This window comes from Mesorhizobium sp. CA16, from assembly GCF_020165175.1.
Classification (GTDB): domain Bacteria; phylum Pseudomonadota; class Alphaproteobacteria; order Rhizobiales; family Rhizobiaceae; genus Mesorhizobium.
Genome location: NZ_JAIUHP010000001.1, coordinates 476966 through 491614, shown reverse-complemented (window position 1 = coordinate 491614; position 14649 = coordinate 476966). Strand labels below are relative to the sequence as shown.

Sequence of the window (14649 nt, the reverse complement as noted above, 5' to 3'; positions counted from 1 at the left end):
CAATGGCGCCTGATTCCACGATGTTCAGATGTCGCTAGGCGCTGCTGAATCAGCGCCACTACAAAGGTAGATCATTTCATCTAAATCTCAAGCGTTGCTTTTGCCGGCGCGCGATCAACTATCGCTCTTGCTCGGCCGCGCGTCCCGCCCTGGCCATCTCGACGAGCACCGAATGCAATTCGCGCGCGCTTTGCAAAGGCCGGGGAAAGAAAATCCTGCAGGTCGCATCGGGGGCCGCGAGATCCATGCCATCGGGGTCGAAACCGGTGACGATCCAGCCGTCGTCTTCGGCGCGGCCGAAATGACGGGCGTAAAGGGCAAGCGCGTCGCGATGGTCGGTATTCATGTGATCGAGTGCGGCCTGCTCGCTGCCGGCGAACTCCTCGATAAGGGCGGGATCGGTGATGAAATCATCGCGGTCGAGAAGAAAGGCCTTGCCGAAGCCGCCATTCAGGCTGGCGCGCTCGGGCTCGAGCCGGAAGAACGAGAAGTCGCCGAGCCCGGCATAGAGCTTCGCTTTCGGATTGCGGTTGAGATAGCGGCGTTCGGCTCGGATCTGATCGGCAGATCCCTGCTCCAGCCGCAGGGCCCGGCATGCCAGGCTGATGCGCGGATGCGCCAGCGGATCGCCCTTGCCGGGTTCGCCAAGCAACAGCGAACAGCGCGGATCCGCGAGCAACGCACCGGTGTGGGCGGACAGCATCGAGATCAGGATCAGCGGCGCGCCGTCTATGTCGGTGGCGACGCCAACCCTGCTTGCCAGCGGCGCGCCGGTGCCGGGCTCGATCGCCGCGAGCGCGCCGAAACGTGACGCGCGGATCAGGGTTTTCGCGAGCCTGATCGCCTCGGCGTCGGTCTTGCGGATGACGTCCTTTTTCGGTTCGGTCACAGGTTCACCCGAGATAAGTTGATTTCTGTTCTCCGGTTATCGGCCGAGTACACCCGCCTTTGCAAGGGCTGCGATTTCGTCTTCGTTCAACCCAAAACGGCTCAATGTGTCCGCAGGCTCGCGATCGGCGACGTCCGGCGCCGCGGCAAGCGTCTGCGGGTTTTGCGAGAAACGCGGCGCCGGTGCCGGGCGGTCGAGCTCGCCGGACTTCACAAAGCTTTTCCTGGCGCGGCTGTGCGGATGGTTCCTGGCTTCGACCAGGGACAGCACGGGCGCCACGCAAGCGTCAGTCATGGCGAAAAGCGTGGCCCATTCGTCGCGCGTCTTCTCCTTGATCCGGCCGGAAATGGCGGCGCGCATCGCGGGCCACGACGATTTGTCGAACTGGCTGCCGACAAAATGCTCGTCGAGCGGCAGCAGCCTGGCGAATTCGGCGAAGAAGCGCGGCTCGAGGCAGCCGACGGCAATGTGCCTTGCGTCAGCCGTCTCATATGTTTCGTAGAAAGGCGCGCCGGAATCGAGCAGGTTCTCGCCGCGCCTGTCGCTCCAGAGACCCGCCGCCATGTAGGCGTGGATCGGTGCGGCGAGCATCGAGGCTCCCTCGATCATCGAGGCATCGACCACCTGGCCCTTTCCGCTGCGCGAGCGCTGGAAAAGAGCGGCGAGCACGCCGGCGATCAGCATCATGGCGCCGCCGCCTTGATCTGCGACGAGGTTGAGCGGTGGCACCGGCGGCGCGTCGTGCCTGCCGATTGCATGCAAGAGGCCCGCATAGGCGAGATAGGTGATGTCGTGTCCTGCTCGCCCGGACAGCGGCCCGTCCTGTCCGAATCCGGTCAAGCGGCCATAGATCAGCGCCGGATTGCGCTGCAGAACGGCATCCGGCCCGAGGCCGAGCCGTTCCATCACGCCGGTGCGAAAGCCTTCGACAAGCAAGTCGGCCCCTGCCGCAAGGCGCAGCAGCAGGGCAGCGCCCGCCTGGCTCTTCAGGTCGAGCTTGAGAATGGAACGGCCGTGGCGGTCGAGATCGTATTGTTCGGGCAGGCTCAGAAGCGGCTGACCGGCATCGGCACGTTCGACGCGCAGCACCTCGGCGCCCATTTCGGACAGCATCAGGGCGGCAAGCGGCACCGGGCCAAGCCCGGCCATCTCGATCACTTTCAGGCCGGCGAGCGGCCCGGTCTTTCCGGTGGAAGCACCGGCGCCTGTCGGCGAGCCAGACATCCCCGCTTATTTCGGCGCCATGCGGATAGCGCCGTCGAGGCGGATGGTCTCGCCGTTCAGCATCTGGTTCTCGACGATGTGGAGCGCAAGCGACGCATATTCGGACGGCTCGCCGAGCCGCGGCGGGAAGGGCACGGAAGCGCCGAGCGAATCCTGCACTTCCTGCGGCATGCCGGCCATCATCGGCGTCTTGAAGATGCCGGGCGCGATGGTGCAGACGCGAATGCCGGATCGCGCCAGATCGCGGGCCACAGGCAGCGTCATGCCGACGACGCCGCCCTTGGACGCCGCGTAGGCGGCCTGGCCGATCTGGCCGTCATAGGCGGCGACGGATGCGGTGTTGACGATGACGCCGCGCTCGCCGCCGGCAAGCGGTTCGAGTTTCGCCGCCCGGTCGGCAACGAGGCGGATCATGTTGAAGGTGCCGATGAGGTTGATCTCGATCACCTTGCGGTACTGGTCGAGCGGATGCGGTCCGTCCTTGCCGATCGTCTTCATGCCGATGGCAATGCCGGCGCAATTGATCAGGATGCGCGGCTGCCCGAGCTTTTCAGCCACTTCGGCGATCGCGGCCGTAGCGCGGTCGCCGCTGCCGACATCGCATTGGACGGCAACGCCGCCGATCTCGGCCGCAACTTCCGCCGCGCGCTCGATGCCCACGTCGAGGATGGCGACGCGGGCGCCCTTGGCCGCCAAGGCGCGCGCCGTTGCCTCGCCAAGGCCCGACCCGCCGCCGGTGACGATCGCGATCTGGCCGTTCGGGTTCATGCAGGCCTCCCAGGATTCCCGATTATGCTACGAAGCGCGCAAAGGAGGCGCAACCGCAATAGGCGGGTCGATTGAAGGCTGCACACTCGCGGTCGAACGCGACACGGCCGGGGCAAATTCCGCAACCTTTGCCGTGTTGGCGTGACAGACATCGCCGGCAAAGCGGGCGACCGCCCCCGGCTTGATCTCGTGATACAGCAGCCGGTCGAGATCGACCGGGCGCGGCATGGTGATCTGTCCGCGCGGGAAGCGCTTGAAGCCAAGCGGTCCATAATATGGTTCGTCACCAACCAGAATGACGGCAGGCGCACCGGCCTTCCTGGCCGCCTCCAGCGCGATCGCGACCAGCTTGCGGCCGATGCCGAGATTCTTGTAGGCGGGGCGCACCGCAAGCGGGCCGAGCATCATGGCGCGTCCGGCGCCCGCTGCCACGCGCGTCATGCGCACCGAAGCGATGACCGTGCCGTCCTTGACGGCGACGAAGGACATCGAGCGGTCATGTCCTCCCGACTCGCGGATCTTGTAGGCGGCAAGCACGAAACGACCCGGACCGAAGGCCTCGTCGTTGATGGCTTCGATTTCAGGGTCATGCGCCGGAGTCTCCGGCAGGTATTTCACGTCGGCAAGGCTCATGGTCTTTGCGTTCCGGTATCGAGGAAGGTCTGCTGCAAAGCGGCAGCGTTCGCCAGTCAACGCTTCTTAAGCGCGGGCGCCCTTTCGTCGTCGGTCGAACCGGATCGAGGCAAAGTCGAACATGGGCGCCTCCGCTAGCATCAATTTTGGGCTGCTGCAATCGGTGCTTTCAGGCTTTCTTTGCGTCCATGACGAACTTATCCGTCCCCGGAGCGGTTGGTCATTTGACGAACTGGTTCGTCGTTTGACGAACTGTTCATCCGCTGAGGGCTTCGCCAGCCCGGTCATGAACCTAGATAATATCGAGCCGCAGGGAGATTTTTCGCATGGGATTGCTGATTGAAGGCAGATGGCAGGATCGCGCGCCCAACACCGACAGCGGCGGCCGGTTCGTGCGAACGGAATCGCAATGGCGCGACTGGATCACGCGCGACGGCGTTCCGGCGCAAGGGCGCACGCGCGGCTTCAAGGCGGAACCCGGCCGTTATCACCTCTATGTGTCGCTCGCCTGCCCATGGGCGCATCGCACACTGATCTTTCGCGTCCTGAAGAAGCTGGAGGGCATCATCTCCGTCTCCGTGGTGCACCATTTCATGGGGGAGAACGGCTGGACCTTCAAAGCTGAGGACGGCGCCACGGGCGACACGCTCTACGGCCTCGATTTTCTGCACCAGGTCTATGCCAAGGCCGATCCGGCATATTCAGGCCGCGTGACGGTGCCGGTGCTGTGGGACAAAAGGCAAGAGACCATCGTCAACAATGAGTCCTCCGAGATCATCCGCATGCTCAATTCCGCCTTCGACGAATGGGGCGACGCCGGTCTCGACTTCTATCCGGCGGCGCTACGCGGGGAGATCGACAGGATCAATGCGCTGGTCTATCCGGCGATCAACAACGGCGTCTATCGCGTCGGCTTCGCCACCACGCAGAAAGCCTATGAGGAAGCGTTCGGCGAATTGTTCTCGGCGCTTGATACGATCGAAGAGCGGCTTTCCCAGCAGCGCTTTCTGACCGGCGAACGCATCACCGAGGCCGACTGGCGGCTGTTCACAACGCTGGTTCGTTTCGATCCGGTCTATGTCGGCCACTTCAAATGCAATTTGCGCCGCATCGCCGACTATCCGAACCTGTCGAACTATCTACGCGATCTTTATCAGCTGCCCGGGGTCCCGGGCACGGTCAGCCTGCATCACATCAAGGCGCATTATTACGGCAGCCACAAATCGATCAACCCGACGGGAATCGTTCCGGCAGGGCCGGAGCTTGATTATGCCGCGCCGCATGACCGGAACAGGTTCAGGAAGGCGGCGTGATTACCAGTAAGCCGACATACGCTCGCCGCCAAAAATCTCCGCTATCCGCTGCAGCGTCGCCGGCGTCGTGCCCTCCGGCAGGCGGTCGAGCGGAAAGAAACCCGCTTCGGCGATCTCGTGGTCAGGCAGTTTCGGCGCCGTCTGGTAGAAGGCTTCGATCAGATAAAGGCCGACATGGTCGCGCTTGCTGGGGCGATGGTTGAAATGCATCGACTTCAGCACCGGCGGCGCAGTCAGAGCGATGTTGCCTTCCTCGGCCAGTTCGCGCGCCAGCGCTTCCTCAAGGGTCTCGCCCACCTCGACGCCGCCGCCCGGCAATTGCCAACCGGGAACATAGGTGTGGCGGATCAGGAAGACTGAGTTGGAGGCACGGTCATAGACCAGCCCGCGCACGCCAAGCGTCATCGGGCGGCGCAGCAGGAAGTAGAAATGGAACAGCCTTGCCCGCAACCCCGGCCAGCCGGTCTGGCGGAATGCCGCGTCAGGATCGGCCGGGCGGTTCATTCAACGATCCCCAAGCAGATGGGTTGCCCCACGAACATCTGCTTGGCTTTCCCTGTTGTTCGCGGGCTCTGGCCGCAAAACCGTGGGACACTTTTGCGGAACTTGCTTGGGCGAACAGCAAACGGTGAGTGGAAAGCCTCGTCGGCGTCGCTTAAGAAGGGGCCATGTTCAGGCTCGCGCATATTTCCGATGCTCATCTGGGACCGCTGCCCGATGTAACCTATCGCGACCTCGCCTCCAAGCGCGTGTTGGGCTACGTCAACTGGCAGCGCAATCGCCGCCGCCATATGCATGACTCGGTGATCGACACCATCGTCGCCGACATCAAGGCCGGCGCGCCCGATCACCTGGCCGTCACGGGCGACCTCGTCAACCTGGCGCTCGATGGCGAGATCGAGATGGCCAAGCACTGGCTGGAGACGCTTGGATCGCCGCATGACGTTTCCGTGGTCCCCGGCAATCACGACGCCTATGTGCCGGGCGCCTTCGACAAGGTCTGCCGGTCGTGGGCTCCCTGGATGACGGGCGACGGCGTCAATAGCCCGGTCGACCGCAATTCCTTTCCGTATCTGCGTGTGCGCGGCAATGTCGCGCTGATCGGCGTCACCACGGCGCGCGCCACCGCGCCCTTCATGGCCAACGGCTTCTTTATGGAAGGGCAGGCCGAGCGGCTCGCCAAGATCCTCGACGATGCCGCAGAGCAAGGGCTGTTCCGCGCCATCATGATCCACCACCCTCCGGTGCGCGGTGCCGTCCCGCAGCATAAGCGGCTGTTCGGCATCACCCGCTTTCACAAGGTCATTCGCCGGCAAGGCGCGGAACTCGTCCTGCACGGGCATTCGCATCTGCCGTCACTGTTCACCATCGGCGCACGGGGCGCCAAGGTGCCCGTGGTCGGGGTTGCCGCCGCGGGCCAGGCGCCCGGCGGCAAACACCCGCCGGCGCAATACAACATCTTCGAAATCGACGGTGAAGAGGGCGGCTGGCGTCTTCGCCTGATCCGGCGCGGCCTGACGGGGCCAGCCCTGCCGCCTGCCGACCTGCAGGCCATGGACCTCGATGTGCCTGCCGGCACGGCGCCCCAGCTCGTCAGAAGCTGATCTTCATCTGCATGATGCGGTCCCAAAACAACGCCAGCGAAACCGCCAGGCCGACAAGGGCGCCTGCGGCGATCAGGCCGAGGCCGGCGAAGAAGGTCGTCCAGCCATTGCGGCCGCTTTCGGATCGGATGGGCGGCTCCGCTTCCTGGACCACGGGGCGATGCAGGCCGCGAACGGCGCTCTCCACGCTCCCTTCCATCATGCGCTGCCGCTCGACGACACGCTCGGCCACGTAGCGCATCACCGCATCGGCAACGGCTTTCATCTCGGTCGATTCGGCCAGCACCACGCGGCCGACGCGCGTATCCCTGAGGAAGCGATAGGTGCGGCGGTCGCGTCCCATGGCGACATGGCTCACCGCATCGATCCATAGCCGCGGCTGCAGGCCGGACGAGACGGCGAAGTCGAAGCTGTCCATGTCGGCCGGGACATCGGCAAAGACCGGGGCAAGCTCGCTCGCCAGAAGATCGAGCCGCATGCGGTGCGCCTCGCGCATGTCGACGACCACGTCATCGCGGTCGGCAAAGGCGTTCTTGACGTCGCGTACGGCATCGGCGAGCTTTCGCGACGGTTCGATCGGGGTGATTTTGTCGCCTGCATCCGTCATGGCGGCTGCCTCACTGTTGGTTAACAGCGAGTTACCACAGTCGCCGGCAAAATGCACTGCCGACGACGAACCGCGCGACTGCCGCGGTCCGGCGAAAGCGGGTAAGGGACGTTTCGAGATCGGTCCGGAGAGATCAACCCGCCGAAGCGTCCAGCGGTGGACGCAACCGTCTGCCGCGCCGCCGCACGTTGCGACGCACGATTTCGGCGATCAGGTCAGGAGCTTCCTCGACCAGCATGTGACCTGCGTCAAGGACATGATGCAGATGGAAATGCGACGGCAGCGCCTCGGCCTGCTCAACCCGCAGCAGCGGATCCTTCGCTCCCCAAACGACCATGACCGGCATGTCAAGCGTATCCAACTGCGCGCGGGGGATGATCCCTTGCCGGTCATCCCTCGTCATCGCGGCCGCCATATCGATCAGGGTCTGCAACTGGCCCGGTCGGGTGCGCATCCGGCAGAGTGCATCCACCACGTGATCAGGCGGCACGCTGCGCGGACCCGACATGGCGGCAAGGCTGGCGCGGACCTGGTTCCTGCCGGCCGCGGCGGCGTAGCGGTGCAGCAAGGCTGCGTTGATTTCCGGGCCAAAACCGCCGGGCGCCAACAGCGTAAGCGAGGCCACCCTGTCGGGGTCGGCAAGCGCCATCGATGTCACGATCGCGCCGCCCATGGAGTGACCGACGAGATGGACCTTGCCCAACCGGCGGGCGGCCAGATCGGCGAGGATGGCTCGCGCGGCTGGCTTGGCGCCGCCCAGGCCTTCGCTTTCCAGGGACTGTCCATGGCCCGGTAGATCATAGGCCAACACTCTCGCCCGCGCCGCCAGTGAGGCCGCGACGTCACGCCAGATCTCACCACAGGCTCCGAAGCCGTGCAGAAGCACGATCGTCCTCGGACGGGCGCCGCTTTCGACCGCATAAGGGAATGGACGCATGAAAAAATGGGCGGTGAACAAGGCAGGGGCTTTAAATTATGGCTGAATTGCTCCCGAACCGGATTGATGGCCAGTAAAATTTTCGCGACCGCAGCGCCCCGTCAGGCGCTCGATGCGCAAGAATGTCCTAATATGTGGCGGATCACAGCGTCATACTTTGGTGCTCCGGCATTCGTGTGGCCCAAATGAGTGTGGAGAGCTGGATTAGCTTGGGTTGCCGATCCCGGCGGCTCGCAAGGATTGAACCAGCCGATCGGTGAGATCCGGGGGGTATTTGCGATCGACGAATGTCGCGCGCGGGTTGGCGGCGAACTTCGGGAATTGTGCGATGAGCTCGTTGGCAAGCTCGCCCGCCAGCTTGTCGCGGCCCGAAATCCTGGCGCCGATCAGGCGCGCGGCCAGGTAATGCGACTTGGATGCCGTCGTGCGCAGCGATTCGCTGGCGAGCGCGGCCTTTTTCATATCGCCCTGCATGAAGGCTCCGACGAAAAGGCCGTAATCCCACCAGGTCGGATGGCCGCTGAAGGCTTCGACCGCGTGGTCCAGGATCGGCGTTCCCTCATCATATTTACCGGCGAAGATCAGCCCGTAGCCATAGGCGGCGGCCATGCCGAGGTCGTACGGGTTGAGTTCGTAGGCCTTTCGCATCAATCGGGTCGCTTCGTCCGTGTTGCCGAGACGCGAGTTGAGGTAGCCAAAGGCGCGATGCGCGTGCGGGCTCATCGGCCCCATCTGGACGGCGCGGTGGGCAAGCGACATGGCCTTTTCGAGCGTCGCTTCCGGTGGGTAGGCATAGTGCGCGGTGACGGCTTCCACATGAAGCGCGGCCAGCTCCGCATAGATAAGCGACGATTTGGTGCCTTCGCCGACCAGCTTCTCCAGGCAGCGATACGCAATTTCGTGCGTCTGGGCGCTCATGTCGAGATAATAGCGGTCGTCGAGCACCAGGCACCCGATCTGGCTGGTCCGGATGTCGCTCTGGTCGATGTAGCTGTAGATCGCGCCCGAAGCGGGAACGGTCGAGGTGAGAAGGCTGGCGACGTTGCCTTCAACCGCGCCAGGGGCGCTCTCGGCCGATGTCAGGTTGCGCGACAGGAGAACCCGCCCGGTCGCGACGCTCTGCAACTCCACCGTGACGTCGCCGGCAGCAGGCCCGGGAACGATTTCGAAAACGAAACTGATCGGATCGGCGGACCGATCACGCGTCGAATCCGCATCGCGGCCGATGAAATCGATGGTGTCAAAACCCGCAAGCCCGGCGCGCAGCGACGACGCGACGCGAGCCGCCTCCGCTCCATCGGCTTTGACGGCGATGTAGATCAGCGGCAGGGAGTCGAATCGGGACTGGGCGGTGCCGGCCAGACGCGCCGTTTCGGCTGTCGCGGCCGTGTCGCCGCCGTTGAGGAAGGCATTGCCTTGACGCACGATGAGCACGCCGAGCATGACAATGACCAGAGCCATGGCAGCCCAGAAGAACCGCAATTGCCGCGTGAGCGACTGGGCGGGTGCTGCCGGCGCCATCAGCGCTGCAGGTTCGCCCGCGGCAGAGGCGTCGAGATGTTCGGTTGCGGCCGGAGCGGCTTCGGCCAAAGCGTCGGACCGCTGCGCGACGGTTTTGGAGGCGGACCTGGCGTCGCCGGGCAGGCGGATCGCATTCAGCTCGTAGGACGGGACATAACCGCCGCGCGGGATTGCGATGCGCACCGGCTCGGCGACGCCTTCATTGGCGAAATACTGCTCCAGGAGCTCGCGCAGACGACCGGCCTGGACCCTGACCACGGCATCGGTGGAGGCGTCGAAATCGCCGTCCTTGCCGAAGACGTCCATGGCGATGGAAACGCCTTTCAGCCTGTCCGCCTCGCCGGCCTGCTCGCGTTCAACCAGATAGCGTAATAGCCTGCGGGCACGCTCGGATCGTCCGAACGTTTCGCTGGCAAGCAGTCGCTCCAATGTCTCGCGCACTGCGGGGGCGGCAGGCGGGGCATGCTCCAAGTGTCGAACCTTTCGAAGTCGGCACAGGTTAGGGAGCGATAATATAGCGCTCGCGCCGGCGCACAAGGATGCTTCTATTATGTGATCGCGTAAGCCACCGGAAATTCCTCCGGCGGTTAACGAATGGCAGATTCGCGTCCGCGTCTGCAGCGTGGCGCAAGCTGGAATGCGCCGGCTCCATCGCTGAATCAGATCATCCGGCTAGCGGTTCACCGTTTCACGGAACGGTGAACCGCTCAATTTTTTGTTTGACCGCAATTCCGGACGGAAGGCTACGGCGAAACCGCCGAGCCTAACCGCCTCACACTTTTCCTGGAATTTGCTCTAGCCGCCGATGATCCGGTTGGCGGCCGAAACGACGGCCTCCAGCGAGGCGGCGACAATGTTGGTGTTGATGCCGGCGCCGAAAAGCTTGCCGCCCGGATACTCCATCTCGACATAGGAGATCGCCGAAGCGTTGGAGCCGCGCTGCAAGGAATGCTCGGAATAGTCGAGCACCGACATGTCGACGCCGACATGGCGCGAGAGCGCGTCGACAAAGCCGTCGATCGGGCCGGTGCCCGAGCCGGTGATGGTCACTTCCTTGCCGTTGTCGAGAATATCCGCTTCGACCATGCGCCGGCCCTTCACCTCGGTATCGGGATAAGTGCGATGGTCGAGGAACTTCAGCCGCGCGCCGGGCTGGTCGACATAGGTTTCGAGGAAGCGTTCATGGATGCGCCTGGCCGGCACTTCCTTGCCTTCCGCATCGGTGATCGCCTGGATCGCTTGGCTGAACTCGATCTGCAGATTGCGCGGCAAGTTGAGGCCGTAATCTGCCTGCAGCACGTATGCGATGCCGCCTTTGCCGGACTGCGAGTTGATGCGGATGATCGCCTCGTAGGTGCGGCCGACATCGGCCGGATCAATCGGCAGATAGGGCACTTCCCAGATTGGGGTGTTGGCCTTCTTCAGAGCTTTCATGCCCTTGTTGATGGCGTCCTGGTGCGAGCCGGAGAAAGCCGTGTAGACCAGCTCGCCGACATAAGGGTGACGTTCCGGGATCTTCAGCTGGTTCGAATACTCGTAGACGTCCTTCATCCGGTTTATGTCGGAGCAGTCGAGCTCCGGATCGACGCCCTGGGTGAACATGTTGAGCGCCAGCGTGACGATATCGACATTGCCGGTGCGTTCGCCATTGCCGAACAGCGTGCCTTCGACGCGGTCGGCGCCAGCCATCAGGCCGAGCTCGGTGGTGGCGATGCCGGTGCCGCGGTCGTTGTGCGGATGCAGCGAGACGATCAGGTTCTCTCTGGCATCGAGGTTGCGGCACATCCATTCGATGCGGTCGGCATAGACGTTGGGCGTCGACATCTCGACCGTCGACGGCAGGTTGATGATCAGCTTGTTGTCGGCCGTCGGCTTCACGATCTCGGTGACGGCGTTGCAGATCTCCAGCGCGACTTCGAGCTCGGTGCCGGTGAAGCTCTCCGGCGAATACTCGAAGCGGTAGCCGCCGCCGGCCTTGGCGGCCATGTCGGTGATCATCTTGGCGGCGTCGGTGGCGATGCGCTTGATGCCGGCGACATCCTTCTCGAACACGACCCGGCGCTGCAGCTCGCTGGTCGAATTGTAGAAATGCACGATCGGGCGGTGCGCGCCCTTCAGCGCCTCGAAGGTCCGCGTGATCAGCTCGGGCCGGCACTGCACCAGCACCTGGAGCGATACATCATGCGGCACGCCGCCTTCCTCGATGCACCAGCGGGCAAAGTCGAAATCGGTCTGCGAGGCCGAAGGGAAGCCGATCTCGATTTCCTTGAAGCCCATGTCGAGGAGCAGCGCGAACATGCGCGCCTTGCGCTCATGACCCATCGGGTCGATCAGCGCCTGGTTGCCGTCGCGCAGGTCGACCGAGCACCAGATCGGCGCCTTGTTGATGGTCTTGTTCGGCCAGGTGCGGTCGGTCAGGCCGACGGTCGGGTAGGATTGGTATTTGCGTGCTGCATCCGGCATGTGGCCGGCCGCGCGCTTCCGGCTTTCAGCCTCGCCGGCGCGGATTTCTTCTCGTGCGTTCATCGTCGTTTCTCCCGGCGGCCCGCATGCCCCCTTCAGGCGGATGGGTGGCGAGCGTCGCCTCTACCAAAAATTCGTTCGCTTGATGTGACTTTGCCAAAGTCTGGCCAAGGAGCATGCGCCTTGAGCGGCGGTTTCGACCGCCGGGCGCTCCTTCAGCGAACCCGGCGATCGCCGATAAGGCCGAGAAGAAGCAGGGTCGAGGCGAGCGCGCGCGCGGTCTCGCCGGCAAAGCCGGTGCGAGAGGAGGCGACGGAGCGGACGCGCGTGGTCATGCCGGCTCTCTTACAGGAGCGGCCCGTCGGAGGCAAGCGGGACGCATGAATGAACGCCCTTGCCTAATATCGCCGCCGGTGCGGACAGTCTTCCCCGCGCCTCGCAAATGCGCCAGACTTGGTTTCGAAGGCTTGGCACCGAGCGAAGCTCCGGGGAGGAGTTCGTCCATGAATTTCGTGTTCTTCTCGCCGCACTTCCCGGCCAACGGCACCGATTTTTGCGACCGGCTGAAAAAGGCGGGCGCCACCGTGCTCGGCATCGGCGATGCGCCTTACGAAACCTTGAACGCCAAGCTCAAGGCGGCGCTTTCGGAATACTACCGCATCGCCGACATGGAAGATTACGACGCCGTTTTGCGGGCGATGGGGCACTTCATCCACAAATGGGGCCGCATCGATCGCTTCGAGTCGCTCAACGAGCATTGGCTCGAACTCGAGGCCAACATCCGCACCGATTTCAACATCTTCGGCACCAAGCTCGACTTCGTGAAGAATTTGAAGCGGAAAAGCCGTATGCGCGCTTTCTTCCGCAAGAGCGGCGTGGAGACCATCCCGCAGCGCAAATGCTCCGACCGCGCCGGCGCCATGACCTTCATCCGCCGCGTCGGCTTTCCGGTGGTGGTCAAGCCGGATTCGGGCTCCGGCGCCTCGAACACCTTCAAGATCTCCAACGCCAAGGAGCTCGACCAGTTCTTCGAGGACAAGCCGGAGGGTGTCACCTTCGTCATGGAGCAGTTCATCGAGGGGCTGGTGGTGACCTTCGACGGGCTCGTCAACCGCGACGGCGAGGTGGTGCTGGCGGCCAGCCACCGTTACGATCAGAGCATCATGGAGGCGGTCAACAAGGATCGCCATATGAGCTACACCTGCTTTCCCGAGATCAGCCCGGAAGTCGAGGAGGCGGGCCGCAAGATCCTCAAGGCGTTCGACGTACGCGAGCGCTTCTTCCATATCGAGCTGTTCGAAACCAGTGACAAGCGCGTCATCGCGCTCGAGGTCAACATGCGGCCGCCCGGCGCCTGGATGACGGACGCCATCAACTACACATTCGACATCGACGTCTATGCCGCCTGGGCCGACATGGTGGTCAGGGACGCGGCCGGCGGCCCTTACAAGGGCAAGTATTTCACCGCCTATGCCAGCCGCAAACACCACATCGACTATTTGCACAGCCATGCGGACGTGCTAGCCGCCCACGGCGACAAGATCGTCCATCATCAGGCCATCGAAGAGGTCTTCAGCCGCGCCATGGGCAATTACGCCTACCAGATGCGTTCGAAGGATCCGAAGGCGCTGCGCCAGGCGGTCGACTACATCCACGCGGAAAAGGCCTGAGCCGATGGACGTCTCCTATCACAAGGGCCATGCCCGCAATCTCGGCCGGGACATGGAATACAAGCGCTACGGCCATGCCGGGCGGCCGGTGGTGGTGTTCCCGACCTCGCAAGGGCGGTTCTACCAGCTCGAGGATTCGGGCGGGGTCGGCGCGCTTGCCGACTTCATCGACACCGGCCGCATCCAGCTCTTCACGCTCGACGGCGTAGATTCGGAATCCTTCTTCGACAAGCATGCCGACCCGGCGCAACGCATCGCCCGCCACGAAGCCTATTTCCGCTATGTGCGCGAAGAAGCGCTGCCGGAATTGCAGGCGGTTGCCGCCAAGTCCAACGGTGGCCGCGTTTTGAAGCCGCTGTTTTGCGGCTGCTCGATGGGCGGCTACCACTCATCCAATTTCGTGTTCCGCTTCCCGGAGCTGGCGAGCGGGGTGATCTCGCTGTCCGGCGTCTATTCGGCCCGCGATTTCTTCGGCCGGGTGCTTGAAGGCAACATCTATTTCAATTCGCCGCTCGACTATCTGCCCGGAATCGTCGACCAGAAGCTGCTCGGGCGGCTCAGGGCGCTCAGGCTGATCTTCTGCTGCGGCCAGGGCGCCTGGGAAGAGCGCATGCTGGTCGAAACGCGCGAGCTGGAACAGGTGCTGCGCGACAAATCGATCCCGGCCTGGGTCGACTATTGGGGTGGCGACGTCAGCCATGACTGGCCGTGGTGGCATAAGCAGCTCGTCTATTTCTTCGGCCGTTGGCTGGATGACGACCTCATGCACAGGTTGGACTGAGGTGCGTTGATATTCAGGTGAGGCCGGCCTGCAAATGGCGGTTTCCTGCGCTTCCGGTGCTCACGTATATGAAGTACGCTCCGCTCCGGTTCTCGGAAGCCACCATTTTCGTCTCGGCCTGACCTGAATCTCAACACACCTCAAAGTGTACAGACCAATGACCACACCCGATCCGATCCGTCGCTTTGTCGAAGCGACCAACGCCGCCGATACCGAAGCCTTTCTGATGGCGTCGCGCG

The 14649-nt window shown here is 63.6% G+C and carries 13 protein-coding genes; 4 read left to right on the top strand and 9 right to left on the bottom strand.

Annotation, left to right across the window (positions count from 1 at the left end; translation table 11 throughout):
- Positions 1-118: 118 nt before the first annotated feature.
- Genes LB525_RS02425 through LB525_RS02410 form a run of 4 tightly spaced genes read right to left on the bottom strand, consistent with a single transcriptional unit; the run spans position 119 to position 3514 of the window.
- On the bottom strand, positions 119-889 hold the full coding sequence (locus LB525_RS02425; RefSeq protein WP_224543250.1) for a HugZ family protein: 771 nt from the start codon (positions 887-889) through the stop codon (positions 119-121).
- Positions 890-925: 36 nt separating this feature from the next.
- On the bottom strand, positions 926-2113 hold the full coding sequence (locus tag LB525_RS02420) for a CaiB/BaiF CoA transferase family protein (protein WP_224543249.1): 1188 nt from the start codon (positions 2111-2113) through the stop codon (positions 926-928).
- 6 nt (positions 2114-2119) lie between these two features.
- Positions 2120-2881, bottom strand: a complete 762-nt coding sequence (locus tag LB525_RS02415) for a 3-hydroxyacyl-CoA dehydrogenase (protein WP_224543248.1) — start codon at positions 2879-2881, stop codon at positions 2120-2122.
- A 27-nt stretch (positions 2882-2908) separates the two neighbouring features.
- Positions 2909-3514 carry a GNAT family N-acetyltransferase gene (locus tag LB525_RS02410; RefSeq protein ID WP_140838812.1) on the bottom strand — a complete coding sequence of 202 codons (606 nt, stop codon included), beginning with the start codon at positions 3512-3514 and terminating at the stop codon, positions 2909-2911.
- Positions 3515-3840: 326 nt separating this feature from the next.
- Between LB525_RS02410 and LB525_RS02405 the strand changes: the two genes are divergently transcribed.
- On the top strand, positions 3841-4827 hold the full coding sequence (locus tag LB525_RS02405; protein ID WP_224543247.1) for a glutathione S-transferase family protein: 987 nt from the start codon (positions 3841-3843) through the stop codon (positions 4825-4827).
- On the opposite strand, the gene LB525_RS02400 is transcribed toward LB525_RS02405, so the two are convergent.
- Positions 4828-5331, bottom strand: a complete 504-nt coding sequence (locus LB525_RS02400; protein WP_224543246.1) for an NUDIX domain-containing protein — start codon at positions 5329-5331, stop codon at positions 4828-4830.
- 164 nt (positions 5332-5495) lie between these two features.
- Between LB525_RS02400 and LB525_RS02395 the strand changes: the two genes are divergently transcribed.
- Positions 5496-6431 (top strand): metallophosphoesterase family protein, encoded by a 936-nt coding sequence (locus tag LB525_RS02395; RefSeq protein WP_224543244.1) that lies wholly within the window; start codon positions 5496-5498, stop codon positions 6429-6431.
- Here LB525_RS02395 and LB525_RS02390 read toward each other — a convergent pair.
- From LB525_RS02390 to leuA, 4 genes are all read right to left on the bottom strand, one after another.
- Positions 6421-7038, bottom strand: coding sequence for a hypothetical protein (locus tag LB525_RS02390; RefSeq protein WP_095766446.1), 618 nt, complete (start codon positions 7036-7038; stop codon positions 6421-6423). The genes LB525_RS02395 and LB525_RS02390 overlap by 11 nt on opposite strands.
- A gap of 133 nt (positions 7039-7171) precedes the next feature.
- A complete protein-coding gene (locus LB525_RS02385; protein WP_224543532.1) occupies positions 7172-7975 on the bottom strand; it encodes an alpha/beta fold hydrolase in 804 nt (267 codons plus the stop codon).
- A 204-nt stretch (positions 7976-8179) separates the two neighbouring features.
- A complete protein-coding gene (locus LB525_RS02380) occupies positions 8180-9967 on the bottom strand; it encodes a tetratricopeptide repeat protein (RefSeq protein ID WP_224543243.1) in 1788 nt (595 codons plus the stop codon).
- Between the two features lie 324 nt (positions 9968-10291).
- On the bottom strand, positions 10292-12022 hold the full coding sequence (gene leuA, locus LB525_RS02375; RefSeq protein WP_224543242.1) for a 2-isopropylmalate synthase: 1731 nt from the start codon (positions 12020-12022) through the stop codon (positions 10292-10294).
- A gap of 440 nt (positions 12023-12462) precedes the next feature.
- Between leuA and LB525_RS02370 the strand changes: the two genes are divergently transcribed.
- Together LB525_RS02370 and LB525_RS02365 are read left to right on the top strand one after the other, a co-directional pair.
- Entirely contained in the window at positions 12463-13629 is a 1167-nt protein-coding gene (locus LB525_RS02370) for an ATP-grasp domain-containing protein (protein ID WP_224543240.1), read from the top strand.
- 4 nt (positions 13630-13633) lie between these two features.
- Positions 13634-14410 (top strand): esterase family protein, encoded by a 777-nt coding sequence (locus LB525_RS02365; protein ID WP_140838798.1) that lies wholly within the window; start codon positions 13634-13636, stop codon positions 14408-14410.
- The last annotated feature ends 239 nt before the right edge of the window (positions 14411-14649 follow it).